Below are 12,521 nucleotides of genomic sequence, written 5' to 3' on the forward strand. Positions count from 1 at the left end.
GGTAGCGACCGGCGCGACTAAAGTTGATAGGGCATCCGGATGCCTGGATCGTCGGGCGGGAAGTCCTTCGAGTTCCGTGAAACCAGAAGTGCATTCACTGATTGCGCCGACGCCCACACGATTGCGTCCGGCAGCTTGATGCGCGACTTCTTGCGAATCCCGATGGCGAGGTTGGCGACGGCAGTATCGAGCGGCACGAGATCGAAGGTCGCGAGCCACGCTCGAAGCGACGATTCGTTGTCCGGCGTGGCGCCCACGAGGATCTCCATCAACGTGATGATGCTGATCGAACGCTCTTCGTAACGCTCGATCTCGGTCCTTGCGGCAGCGATACCCAGCAGGTAATCGATCAGGATGTTCGTGTCGAAAAGCGCTCTTACCATTCTTCGCGCAGCTCCCGCTGATACTGCAATCCATCGATCTTTCGCTCTTCCCACAAGCCAAACACGTCGACGGCAGGACGGCGCTTCTTGCTGGCGACATAAGCGCTGATCGCGTCCCGAATGATGGCGGCGCGCGGGCGTTGCTGCGCTTCGCCGATCGCCGCAAGCTCGTCTATCTGCTCGTCAGGCAGGTCGATCAAAATCCGTCCCATCTTGTCCTCGCTATACGATATACATATCGTATATCATACTAGTTCATTTTTCAGCTTTCCGTGTCCCCGAAGACCGATTGACACAAATTCACGCCCTCCTCCGTCAGCCACGCGCTGCCCGTCCCGTCCTCGCTCATCTGCATCTCGACCAGCCCGCCGTCCGTAAGCCCGGTCAGTTGCCGCCTCAACGCGCTCATCGGCAAGCCGGCCTGTTTGGCGAGCTTGGCGAGCGACCACGCGCGCCCCGGCGTTTCCGTCCGCGCGCGCCACAATTGCGCCAGCACGGCGACGAGCGCCGGATCGATGTCATCGCTCATGCGCGTTCTCCCATGTTCGTGTCCTTGCCCGCACGCGCGCCGATCTCCCCGACGAGCTCGCCGAGCCGCTGCAAGGCGGTCTCGCTCTGCGCGGTCCACGGATAACTGTAGTTGAGCCGGATGAAGTGGCTGAAGGCATTGCGCGTCGAGAACATATAACCCGGCCCGACCGTGATGCCGCAGTCGAGCGCCGCGCGATACAGCCGCATCGAATCGACGCGCTCCGGCAATTCGACCCACAGCACATAGCCGCCCTGCGGCGCGGAAGTCCGCGTGCCGGGCGGAAAGAAGCGCTCGACCATCGCGCTCATGATGCGCGACTGCTGCCGATACAGCCTGCGCACGCGCCGCAGATGCCGGTCGTAGCCGTCCTGCCGCAAATAATCCGCGATCGCGACCTGCGGCACGGAGGGCGTCGTCAGCGTGTTGAGAAACTTGAGTTTCTCGACCTGCGCCCGATACCGCCCCGGCATCGCCCAGCCGATCCGATACGACGCCGTCAGGCTCTTCGAAAACGACGCGCAATGCAGCACGAGTCCTTTCGTGTCGAAGTTCTTGAGCGTCGACGGGCGCGCATCGCCGTAATAGAGCTCGTGATAGACATCGTTTTCGATGACCGGAATCTCGTGCTCCGACAGCAGATCGACCAGTCGGCGCTTACGTTCGTCGGGCATCTGGAAGCCGAGCGGATTCTGGAAGTTGGGCATCACCATGCACGCGGCGACCTTCCCGCGCGCGATGATCTGCGACAGCGCCTCGATGTCGATGCCCTCGGCCGGATGCGTCGGCACTTCGATCGCGCGCATGCCGAGCCGCTCGATCGCGTGAAGCATCGCGTAGTAAGTCGGCGATTCGACCGCTACCGTGTCGCCCGGCTTCGCGACGGCCTGCAGGCTCAGATTGATCGCCTCCGTCGCGCCGACGGTGATGACGATCTCGTCCGGATCGACCGGCACGCCGTTTTCCGCATACCGCCGCGCGATCTGGCGGATCAGTTCCGGATTGCCCGGCGGCAGATCGTCGATGAGATTCCAGCTCGAATGCCGTCGCGCAATCGCGTTCGCGTACTGGTTGATGCGGCGCCACGGAAACGGGCCGGGATCGGGATACGGCGAGCCGAACGGCACGGCGTCGTGCGCGCCGATGCTGCGCAGGGTCGAGAGCACGAGCCGGCTGACATCGACCTCCGACGCCGTCGCGATCACGCGCTTCGGCCGACTCTGCGCCGCGCCCGCCTGCGGCTTCGCGCGCACGAAATAGCCGGACTGCGGGCGCGTCTCCAGAATGCCGCGGCTTTCCAGGATCGCGTAGGCGTGCAGCACGGTCTTGATGCTCACGCCATGCTGCTGGCTCGCCTGCCGCACGGACGCGATCTTCTCGCCCGGCGCGAACACGCCGCGGCGCACGGATTCCTCGATTTCATCGGCGATCTTTTCGTAGAGCTTCAATGCGCTGGCTCCCTTGCGATTCGACGTGATCGCAGTCTATGTCAAAACGTCGCAACTGTACTCCTCCGATTTCATATTTTCTGTGCGCCGCGTTCGATTCGGGACACAGTAATCTTGGTTCCATCGCATGCTTTATCGAAGACAACGCCATGAAGAAGCCGGAACCACGCATCGAACCGTACACGCACCCCGCCGCGGGCTGGGGCGCGCTGAAGCAGGTCGCCATCAATCTCGTCAAGGAGAAGGTGGCGGGCGGGAATTACCGGACGCTCTTCAAGCAGAATCAGCCCGACGGATTCGACTGCCCCGGCTGTGCGTGGCCGGACCGCGAGCACGGCTCGACCTTCGAATTCTGCGAGAACGGCGTCAAGGCCGTCGCCGCCGAAGCGACCAGCAAGCGCGTGACGCCAGCGTTCTTCGAAGAACACACCGTCACCTCGTTGATGGCGCAAACCGACTACGAGTTGGAGCAGCACGGCCGGCTCACGGACCCGCTCGTCTACGATGCGAAGCGCGATCGTTACGTGCCGATCGAATGGGACGACGCGTTCGAACTGATCGCCTCGCATCTGAAAACGCTCGACAATCCGGACCGCGCCGCCTTCTACACGTCGGGGCGTGCGAGCAACGAAGCCGCGTTTCTGTATCAACTGTTCGTGCGCATGTACGGCACCAACAATTTCCCCGATTGCTCGAACATGTGCCACGAAGCGACGAGCCGCGGCTTGCCGCATACCGTAGGCATCGGCAAGGGCACGGTCACGCTCGACGACTTCGAGCACGCCGACACGCTCCTGCTCTTCGGCCAGAATCCGGCGACGAATCATCCGCGCATGCTCGGCGAGTTGCGCGACTGCGCGAAACGCGGCGCGACCATCGTGTCGATCAACCCGCTGAAGGAGCGCGGCCTCGAACGCTTCGCGAGCCCGCAGCACACGCTCGACATGCTCTCGCCGAAGGGCGTGAAGATCAGCTCGGTGTTCATTCGCCCGAAAGTCGGCGGCGACTTCGCGCTCATCAAGGGCGTCGCGAAACGCGTGATCGAACTGGACGACGAGGCGTGCGCGAACGGCGGCGAGCGCGTGCTCGATGTCGATTTCATCGCGCAGCACACGGTCGGCTTCGACGCCTTCGCCGACGACCTGCGCGCCGAAAGCTGGGACGCGATCATCGCAGAATCCGGCGTGGAGATGGACGATCTGCTCAAACTCGCCGATATCTACGCGAAGGGCCGCGCCGTCATCTCGACGTGGGGCATGGGCCTCACGCAGCACAAGAACTCCGTGCCGACGATTCAACTGCTCTCGAACCTGATGATGATGCGCGGCAATATCGGCCGGCGCGGCGCGGGGCTATGCCCGGTGCGCGGCCATTCGAACGTTCAGGGCGACCGCACCGTGGGCATCGAAGAAAAGCCGACGCAGGAATTTCTCGACCGGCTCGGCGCCGCCTACGATTTCGAGCCGCCGCGCGAACACGGCTACGATGTCGTCGAAACCATTCACGCGATGCTCGAAGGCAAGGTGAAGGTGTTCATCGGACTGGGCGGGAATTTCTCCATCGCGACGCCCGACACGCCGCGCACGTGGGAAGCGATGCGCTCGTGCGATCTCACCGTGCACATCACGACTAAGCTCAACCGCAGCCATCTCGTGCACGGCCGCGACGCGCTCATTCTGCCGACGCTTGGCCGCACCGAAATCGATCTTCAGAACGGCGTGCCGCAAGGCGTGAGCGTCGAGGATTCGATGAGCATGGTGCACATCTCGTACGGCATGAACAAGCCGGCTTCGCAGAATCTGCTGTCCGAAGTGGCGATCGTCGCGCGTATGGCGCATGCGACGCTCGGTTCATCGAAGCTCGACTGGCGGGCGCATGCCGGCGACTATGCATTGATCCGCGACGGCATCGAGAAAGTGCTCGACGGCTTCGAACGCTACAACGAACGTCTTAAGCAGCCCGGCGGCTTTCATCTGGGCGTGGCCTCGCGGGACCGCGTGTGGAAGACGCCGAGCGGCAAGGCGCAGTTCATCGTGCACGAAATCGCGTTCGATACGCCGATTCACCGTGCGCGCGCGCTGTACGGCGAACGCCTGATGACGCTCATGACCACGCGCTCGCACGATCAGTACAACACGACGATCTACGGCCTCGACGACCGCTATCGCGGCGTGTACGGCCAACGGCAGGTGCTGTTCGCCAACCGCGACGATATCGATATGCTCGGCTTCGAGCCGGGCGATCTTGTGGATATCACGAGCGTGTGGGACGACGGCGTGGAGCGTCGTGTGAACGGCTTCAAGCTCGTTGAATACGACATTCCGCGCGGCTGCCTCGGTGCGTATTATCCGGAGACCAACCCGCTCGTGCCGTTGTCATCGGTTGCGGATGGCGCCGGTACGCCGACGTCGAAGTCCATTCCCGTGTTGTTGACATCGTCCAGTCAGGCCATTGCTGCCTGAAGCTGCTCGCCGCCGACATGTTGCAAAGCGCGTAGAGACGCGCCTTCTCTCGCTGACGGATGCGACGTTCGAGCGCGGCTGCGCCGCTGAACCGGCGATCGATGAATCCGCCCAGCATGGCGAGGATCGCGACCCACGCGATCCATCCGGCGGCGAAGCTGTCGAATTTGTCGCTGAACCATGCGCCGCCCAGCATGGCGGCGGCGAACACCAGCATGACCAGGGTGAACGGCGGACAATACTCGTGTTCGACATGGGTGTTGCGGCTTCCCATGCCTAACTGGTAGCCGCTCAGCGAATACGCCCCGAGGGAGTGATTCATTCTGTCCTCCGAACTGTCATCGATTTGTAAGTGCACAAATCTACGCAGTCGAGGAGAGAGGCAACACCAGATTATTCCGAATATCGGTTTCGGCGTTCTACGATTGACTTTCCCGAGAACGCCGAAAACGGGCGACGCGCTACTTCGCCCCGGCGAACTCCTGTATGTCGGCATCGGCTTCGCCCGCGAGCGGCACGACGCCGGACGGTCCCGTCGCATGCGGCTGCAACAGCAGCGCGACCAGCCCGCTCCAGCCCGTCTGATGCGATGCGCCCACGCCGCGCCCATTGTCGCCGTGAAAATACTCGTGAAACAGAACGAGATCGCGTGAGCGCGGATCGGCCTGAAGCAGCGGATACGCGGCCATCACCGGACGTTCGCCGTTCTTGTCGAGCAGAAAGAGCGTCGTCACGCGGCGCGCGAGTTCATCGGCGATCTGCGCGAGCGAGAACTTCTGCCCCGAGCCCGTCGGATACTCGACGCGGAAATCGTCGCCGTAATAGCGATGAAACTCGTGGATCGATTCGATCAGCAGATAGTTCACCGGCATCCACACCGGTCCGCGCCAGTTCGAATTGCCGCCGAACACGCGCGAGTCCGATTCCGCCGGCAGATAGCGGATGCTGAAGCTTTCGCTGTTGTGATAGAAGACGAACGGATTGTCGAGATGCACGCGCGACAGCGCGCGCACGCCGTGATCGGAGAGAAATTCGGTCTCGTCGAGCATGCGCCGGAGCAGCGCCTTCATGCGATGCCCGCGCAGCAGCGACAGCAGCACGCTGTTGCCCTGCCCCGCGACGTTCCAGCGCGACACGAGCCGCGCGAGGTCGGTGCGATGCTCGAGGAACCAGTGCAGGCGCTCGCGCAACTCCGGCAGCGAGCGATACACCTTCGGCTCCAGCACGTGCACGGCGAAGAGCGGGATCAGCCCGACGATCGAGCGGATGCGCATCGGCACGTTCGAGCCGTCCGGCAAGCGCAGCTTGTCATAGAAGAACTCGTCCTCGCTGTCCCAGAGACCGGTGTCGCAATTGTCCTCGCAGCTCACCGCCTCCGCGATATACAGGAAGTGCTCGAAGAACTTCACGGCGATATCGACGAACACCTTGTTCGCATACGCGAGCTCCAGCGCGATGCGCATCAGGTCGAGCGCATACGCGGCCATCCACGCGGTGCCGTCGGCCTGATCGATGTGGCCGCCCGTCGGCAGCGGCGACGAGCGATCGAAGATGCCCACGTTGTCCAGCCCGAGAAAGCCGCCCTGGAACACATTCTTGCCGTCGGCGTCCTTGCGGTTGACCCACCACGAGAAGTTCAGCAGCAGCTTGTGGAACACGAGTTCCAGGAAGTCGCGGTCGCCCTTTCCGGTGATCGCGCGGTCGATCTCGTAGACGCGCCACGTCGCCCATGCATGCACGGGCGGATTCGCATCGCTGAAAGCCCATTCGTAGGCGGGCAACTGGCCGTTCGGATGCTGATAGCGGTCCTTCACGAGCAGGAGCAACTGGCGTTTCGCGAATTCCGGATCGATCAGCGCGAACGCGGCGGCATGAAACGCGAGATCCCACGACGCGTACCACGGGTATTCCCACTTGTCCGGCATCGACACGATGTCCGCGTTGCACAGATGCCGCCAGTCGATGTTGCGCCCCGAGCGCCGCTGCTTCGGCGGGTTCGGCTGGAGCGGATCGCCGTCGAGCCAGCGCTGCACGTCGAACTGATAGTACTGCTTCGACCACAGCATGCCCGCGAGCGCCTGACGCTGCACGAGCCGCTGATCGGCATCGGCGATGTCGTGTTGCAGCGCGCCGTAGAACTCGTCCGCTTCCGCGATGCGGCGCTCGAAGAGCCCGTCGACGTCGAGCGGCACGGCGTCCGGCGCGGACTCGGGCCGCCAGCGCATGTACACCACGGCCTTGCCGTGTGGCTCCAGTTTAAGATGCGCATGCGCCGCGGCGCGCGTGCCCTCGTCGCGGCGAATCGCGTTTTCATCGCCTTGCAGGATGTAGTCGTTGAAGCCGTCCTTGAACGGCCCCGCGCCTTCCATGTGAAAGAGACGCCTGACGTTGGTCTCGTTTTCGCAGAAGAGCCATTCGATGCCGCCCGCATCCGGCGACCATGCGGTGACGACCATCGGCTCGTGATTGCCCTGTTGCGCGAGCACGTAGGTGCCCTCGCCCTGCACGGTCTCCACTTTCAGCGACGGCTTCACCGGCGCCGGCTTCCACGACCACGTATTGCGCGCCCAGATCTGCGGCAGCGCGTCGAGCGTGGCCCACACGTCGCCGCGATTTTCGATCGTCACGCGCATCACGATGTCGTCGGCGGTGTGCTTGGCGTATTCCACCTGCACGTCGAAGTAGCGCTCGTCATCGAACACGCCGGTGTCGAGCACTTCGTATTCGGGCATGTCGGCGCCGCGCCGCGCGTTTTCATCGACGAGATCGGCGTACGGAAACGCCGCATGCGGATACTTGTAGAGCATGCGCATGTAGGAATGCGTCGGCGTGCCGTCGATGTAGAAGTACAGTTCCTTCACGTCCTCGCCGTGATTGCCCTCCTGGTTCGTCAGACCGAAGAGCCGCTCCTTGATGATCGGATCGCAGCCGTTCCAGAGCGCGAGCGAGACGCACCAGTTGAGCTTGTCGTCGCCGAAACCGGCGAGACCGTCCTCGCCCCAGCGATACGTGCGGCTGCGCGCATGATCGTGCGGAAAGTACTCCCACGCGGTGCCGAATTCGCTGTAGTCCTCGCGCACCGTGCCCCACTGGCGCTCGCTCAGATACGGCCCCCAGCGCTGCCAGCGCGAGCAATCCTTCGAATGGAGCCTGGAGCCCTCGACGGTATCGAGCTGATTGACGGGGCGCGATTTCGGCATGGGGCTCTCCTCGTTGGCGGCGCGCAAAGCTGCGGGCAAGACACGTAATTTAGCGCGTTTCGATGGCAGCACGCGCGCCGTGCGCTTACGGTGCGCCGAGCAGTTTTTCGATACGCAGGAGTTCCGCGAGCGACCACGCCTGGAACGGCGTGCCGCCGGGCGCGTGAGGCGCGTCGCCATCGGCGACTTCGCTGATGTGATCGAGGCCGTAATGGTCCAGATGCGCGTAAAGCGGCGCGAGAAAGCGCTCGCGCGCGCCCGCCGCGCCGTGCACGCGCACCCACGCTTCCACGAACGGACCGATCAGCCACGGCCACACCGTACCCTGGTGATACGCACCGTCGCGCTCCAGCACACCGCCCGCATAGAGCGCCTTGTAGGCCGGATCGGACGGCGCGAGCGTGCGCAGGCCGAGCGGCGTGAGAAGCTCCGTCTCGACTTGCGCGACGACCGCGCGGGCGATATCGCCATCGACGAGCGCAAACGGCAGCCCGCCGACCGCGAAGATCTGATTCGGACGAATCGAGCGATCGACCTTGCCAGGCTCGTGATCGGCGTCGACGACATCGACGAGCGTTTGCGTGCCGGGATCGACGAAACGCGCGGCGAACGACAGCAGCGCCTGATCGCGCAGCGCCAGCCAGCGCGGATTCCACGCACTGGCGATAGAGAGCGCGTTGATCCACAGCGCCTGCACCTCGACCGGCTTGCCGATGCGCGGCGTCACGACCCAGTCGCCCGCCTTCGCGTCCATCCACGTGAGTTGCACGCCGGGCGTGCCCGCGCGCAGCAGGCCGTCGGTATCGGCGGCGATGTTGAAGCGCGTGCCGGACGAATAGCCCTGAAGGATCGCATCGGCGGCGCTCTGCAGACGGCTCGTCGTGGCGGCGTGGGCGAAGCCGGTCGCGAGAAAGTCGTGCACGGCGACGACGAACCACAGCGATGCATCGACCGAGTTGTACTCCGGCAAACCGCCGCTGTCCGGGAAGCGGTTCGGCACCATGCCTTCGGAGATCGTGTCGGCCCATTCGAGCAGGATCGATTCCGCTTCCTGATGCCGGCCGGATGCGAGCAGGAGGCCGCGCATCGAGATGAAGGTGTCGCGGCCCCAGTCGGTGAACCATGGAAAGCCCGCGATGATCGTGCGCCCGACGTTGCGATTCACGACATACGCATCGGCTGAGCGTGCGAGCCGCGAGCCGAGCGCCGCACGGCGCGCCGTCTCCCGCGACGCCAGACGCGACGCGTGCGCGAGCGCGCTGTCTTCGAACGGCTTGTCGTGGCCCACGTGTGCGTGCAGGATCATCACCGCTTCGCTGCGCGTGAAATCGAAAGTGAAGGTGAACACGCCGGGCGTGGCGAGGTCTTCGGTGAAATCGAGTCCGCGTTCTCGCTCGCGCGCATAGCAGAAATTGCGATACCAGTCGGGCGCGTGCTCGTAGGCGCCGTTCGACGTCGCGCAGATCGCGGGCAGATCGCCATACGGTTGCCATTGCACGCGCTCGCCTTCGAGCGTGGCGTCGAATGAAAGCGCCGGGTTCTCGTGATGCAGCGCGTGATAATCGCGGCCGGAAAGAAGCGGACGCACTTCGAGTTTCGCCGCTATCGATGCGCCTTCGAGACGCCAGCGCAGCACGGTTTCGCGGCTTTCCTTCGCGACGAACACCTCCGCGACGATGACCGTGTCGTTGCCGATCGCGTATCGCCATGTCGGCCACGGTTCGGTATCGAAGGACGACAGGCTCGCGGATGCGTCGGGATAGAGCACATCGGGCGCGTAGCGTTGCATCGTCAGCGGGAAGCGTTTGCCGTCCAGTTCGAGCCATGCTTCGATGCCGTTGACGAGCACGACGCGGCCCGCGGGCGGCTGCGTCGCGGCGAGCAACAGCGCGTGATAGCGCCGCGTGCGCATCGTGCCGACGGTGCCGGATGCAAAGCCGCCGTTGGCATCGGCTTCGAGCCATTCGTCTTCGAGATTGCTTGCGTCGGGGCGATCGATCCGGGTCATGACGTCGCTGCCTTTTGACGATAGTCCCTGAGCGCCTTGCGCGCCTTCCCCTGAATCGCGCGCTGCATCTGCGGCGTCCAGCCGAATAGCCAGCCGCTCACGCCGAGCGCCTGACGGCTCCAGCGCCAGAGATCGAAGACATCGGTCTGTTCGACGATGAAGCCGTCGCGGATCGCGAAGCGCGAGTCGATTTCGTTGACGACGCTGTGGCCCGTCGCCGAATACGTGTAGCGCGCGATGGCTTTCGCGCTCGCCGTCTGGCCGGTCGATGCGATGTTGTCGTAGGTGAGCGTGAAGTCGGCGGCGCGGCCGAGGAGCATGCGCCACATATCGCCGGCTTCCTTGCCCCGCAGCACGCCGAAGGCGGGGTCCTGGAACTGGATGTCGGGGGCGTAGCAGGCGGACATCGCTTCGGCATCGCGGTTCTGGAACGCTGTGTAGAAGCGTTCGATCAGGTCGGTGTTGGCGTTGGGCATTGGTTTTTTTGCGCTTTCGCTCGGCGGTGGGGGGTTGCTTGTTTGTCCTCTTTGCGCTTGGTCGTGGAATCCTGGTTTCGTGGTGGTCTATTGGCACTGCCCCTCCCCGGGGCGGGGGTCACTTTCTTTGCTGCTGCAAAGAAAGTAACCAAAGAAAGCAGCTTCTCACCGCCCGCGGTCACACGCAGTTTGGCCATGCTTGCCAGCCGCCCGTGGCACTCGCCTAAGTGTCGCCCCCAAAGGCCCAATCGGGCTTGGATCGCGCACGATCTGCCGAACTAGTTCTTTAAATTTTTGGGTTCAGCAATCATACATCCGGCACAGCGCTACGCGCTGCCGTTGGGTATGCGAGGGAAACCAATGGAAGACATGTGCAGTGCATTGAGATGGCGGTGTCAGCACGAAGCACGCGCGGACCCAATTGACCCGTCGGCCGCGAAGCGGGCCGGAGCCATTTGGTGCTGAACCAATAACGCAAGCGATGCGATGCGGCAGACCGTGCGCGAGCCAAGCCCGAGTGGGCCTTCGAGGGCGACACTTAGGCGAGTGCCATTTGCGGCTGGCAAGCATGGCCAAACTGCGTGTGACTGCGGGCTTAAACAAGCTGCTTTCTTTGGTTACTTTCTTTGCAGCAGCAAAGAAAGTGACTGCCGCCCCGCACAGGGGCAACGCTAATAAACCAACACGAATTCGGGATCCGGCGACACAAACGACACCCCCCCCTCACCCCACCCAAACCATCACGGCGTGAATCAAAATCCCCACCGCGCCCCCCACCAACGTCCCATTCACCCGAATAAACTGCAAATCCCGCCCGATATTAAGCTCGACATCCCTCACAAGAGTCGCGTCATCCCACTGCTTGACCGTCGCGGCAATATGCTTCGCGATCCCATCCCGCAACTCCGGCGCCAGCGCCTTCAACGCATCGCGCATATGCTCGTTGATCGAATCGCGCAACGCCGGATCACTGCCGAGCGCTTCGGCAAACCCTCCCGCCATCGCCACGACCTTCGCGTGCAGCGCCGAATCCGGCCGCTTGATATCCGCATCGAGCCAAGCGATGAACTCGTCCCACAGCCCGTTCACATAGCTACGCAGTTCAGGCCGCTCGAGCCATTCACGCTTGTGCTCGTCGATGCGCGCCTTGAACGACGGATCCGTCTTCAGCCGCCCGACGAATCGCTCCACGGCCGCATCGAAAGCCTTGCGGCGCTCGTGCTCCGGATCGCTGCTCACGTCGTGAAGCCATTGATTCGCGCCGCGCACCAGACCCGCCGCGAACTTGTTGCCGAGGTCCTCGGCGTTCAGTCCGACGAAACCCAGCATGCCGATGAGCTTCGGATACTCCTCGCCCGCCACCGCGACGATGCGCGTCGCCAGCATCTCCTGCACCTCGGGCTTGTCGAGCCACGCGGCCATCTGCTTCAGACCTTCATCGAGCAACAGTTGATGCCGACGGTCGGAGGTCAGCGTCGACAGCACGCTGCCCGCCGCGCTCGCGAGATCGAACGAATCCGCGCGACGGCGCAGCGTGTCGTAGAGCATCGTCTTGACGCGTTCATCGTCGACGAAAGACAGCAACTGGCCGACCGCCGTCACCGCCTTCCTGCCGAGCAGCTCCGAGTTCTTCGGCTCCGCGAGCCACGTCGACAGACGGCTCGCCGGATCGAACGCGTTCACGCGCGCGACGAGCGCATCGGTGCCGAGAAAACGGTCGCGCACGAACACGGCCAGGTTGTCCGCGACGCGCGCCTTGTTCGCCGGCAGGATCGCCGTGTGCGGAATCGGCACGCCGAGCGGATGGCGAAACAGCGCGACGACCGCGAACCAGTCCGCGAGCGCGCCGACCATCGCGGCTTCCGCGAACGACGATACCCATGCCCATACGCCCGCATCGTGCTGGCTTTTCGCGAGCGCGAACAGGCAACCCGCCGCGACGAGCAACGCGGCGGCGAACCATTTCATTCTTTTCAGCGCGACGGCTTTGTCCTGCGTTTCCATCTATGTCGATT

Annotated in this window: 10 protein-coding genes; 2 read left to right on the top strand and 8 right to left on the bottom strand. The window is 63.7% G+C overall.

Features of this window, described 5'->3' with window-relative positions; translation table 11 throughout:
- Positions 1–17: 17 nt before the first annotated feature.
- From IAG25_RS29255 to IAG25_RS29270, 4 genes are read right to left on the bottom strand one after another with little or no spacing between them, the layout of a single operon-like run.
- A complete protein-coding gene (locus IAG25_RS29255) occupies positions 18–383 on the bottom strand; it encodes a type II toxin-antitoxin system VapC family toxin (protein WP_187607948.1) in 366 nt (121 codons plus the stop codon).
- On the bottom strand, positions 377–595 hold the full coding sequence (locus tag IAG25_RS29260) for a ribbon-helix-helix protein, CopG family (RefSeq protein WP_187607949.1): 219 nt from the start codon (positions 593–595) through the stop codon (positions 377–379). The genes IAG25_RS29255 and IAG25_RS29260 overlap by 7 nt, the downstream gene beginning before the upstream one ends.
- 50 nt (positions 596–645) lie before the next feature.
- Complete coding sequence (locus IAG25_RS29265; RefSeq protein WP_187607950.1) at positions 646–912, bottom strand: helix-turn-helix domain-containing protein; 267 nt, start codon at positions 910–912, stop codon at positions 646–648.
- On the bottom strand, positions 909–2,360 hold the full coding sequence (locus tag IAG25_RS29270) for an aminotransferase-like domain-containing protein (RefSeq protein ID WP_187607951.1): 1,452 nt from the start codon (positions 2,358–2,360) through the stop codon (positions 909–911). The genes IAG25_RS29265 and IAG25_RS29270 overlap by 4 nt, the downstream gene beginning before the upstream one ends.
- A 149-nt stretch (positions 2,361–2,509) precedes the next feature.
- Between IAG25_RS29270 and IAG25_RS29275 the strand changes: the two genes are divergently transcribed.
- Together IAG25_RS29275 and IAG25_RS29280 are read left to right on the top strand one after the other, a co-directional pair.
- On the top strand, positions 2,510–4,822 hold the full coding sequence (locus IAG25_RS29275; protein WP_187607952.1) for an FdhF/YdeP family oxidoreductase: 2,313 nt from the start codon (positions 2,510–2,512) through the stop codon (positions 4,820–4,822).
- Positions 4,812–5,102, top strand: a complete 291-nt coding sequence (locus IAG25_RS29280; protein ID WP_187607953.1) for a hypothetical protein — start codon at positions 4,812–4,814, stop codon at positions 5,100–5,102. Before IAG25_RS29275 ends, IAG25_RS29280 begins: the two co-directional genes overlap by 11 nt.
- Before the next feature lie 181 nt (positions 5,103–5,283).
- On the opposite strand, the gene IAG25_RS29285 is transcribed toward IAG25_RS29280, so the two are convergent.
- The 4 genes from IAG25_RS29285 to IAG25_RS29300 all read right to left on the bottom strand — a co-directional run bounded on the left by IAG25_RS29285 (position 5,284) and on the right by IAG25_RS29300 (position 12,510).
- Entirely contained in the window at positions 5,284–8,022 is a 2,739-nt protein-coding gene (locus IAG25_RS29285; protein WP_187607954.1) for an MGH1-like glycoside hydrolase domain-containing protein, read from the bottom strand.
- Between the two features lie 85 nt (positions 8,023–8,107).
- On the bottom strand, positions 8,108–10,030 hold the full coding sequence (locus IAG25_RS29290) for an amylo-alpha-1,6-glucosidase (RefSeq protein ID WP_187607955.1): 1,923 nt from the start codon (positions 10,028–10,030) through the stop codon (positions 8,108–8,110).
- Positions 10,027–10,506 (bottom strand): nuclear transport factor 2 family protein, encoded by a 480-nt coding sequence (locus tag IAG25_RS29295; RefSeq protein WP_187607956.1) that lies wholly within the window; start codon positions 10,504–10,506, stop codon positions 10,027–10,029. The genes IAG25_RS29290 and IAG25_RS29295 overlap by 4 nt, the downstream gene beginning before the upstream one ends.
- 723 nt (positions 10,507–11,229) lie before the next feature.
- Positions 11,230–12,510, bottom strand: a complete 1,281-nt coding sequence (locus IAG25_RS29300) for a DUF445 domain-containing protein (protein WP_187607957.1) — start codon at positions 12,508–12,510, stop codon at positions 11,230–11,232.
- Between the last annotated feature and the right edge of the window lie 11 nt (positions 12,511–12,521).

Source organism: Caballeronia sp. EK (genome assembly GCF_014384845.1).
Taxonomy (GTDB): Bacteria; Pseudomonadota; Gammaproteobacteria; order Burkholderiales; family Burkholderiaceae; genus Caballeronia; species Caballeronia jiangsuensis.

Coding starts and splice junctions, on each gene's coding strand:
- IAG25_RS29255 (WP_187607948.1), bottom strand. CDS start 383: ATGGTAAGAGCGCTTTTCGACACGAACATCCTGATCGATTACCTGCTG.
- IAG25_RS29260 (WP_187607949.1), bottom strand. CDS start 595: ATGGGACGGATTTTGATCGACCTGCCTGACGAGCAGATAGACGAGCTT.
- IAG25_RS29265 (WP_187607950.1), bottom strand. CDS start 912: ATGAGCGATGACATCGATCCGGCGCTCGTCGCCGTGCTGGCGCAATTG.
- IAG25_RS29275 (WP_187607952.1), top strand. CDS start 2,510: ATGAAGAAGCCGGAACCACGCATCGAACCGTACACGCACCCCGCCGCG.
- IAG25_RS29285 (WP_187607954.1), bottom strand. CDS start 8,022: ATGCCGAAATCGCGCCCCGTCAATCAGCTCGATACCGTCGAGGGCTCC.
- IAG25_RS29290 (WP_187607955.1), bottom strand. CDS start 10,030: ATGACCCGGATCGATCGCCCCGACGCAAGCAATCTCGAAGACGAATGG.
- IAG25_RS29295 (WP_187607956.1), bottom strand. CDS start 10,506: ATGCCCAACGCCAACACCGACCTGATCGAACGCTTCTACACAGCGTTC.
- IAG25_RS29300 (WP_187607957.1), bottom strand. CDS start 12,510: ATGGAAACGCAGGACAAAGCCGTCGCGCTGAAAAGAATGAAATGGTTC.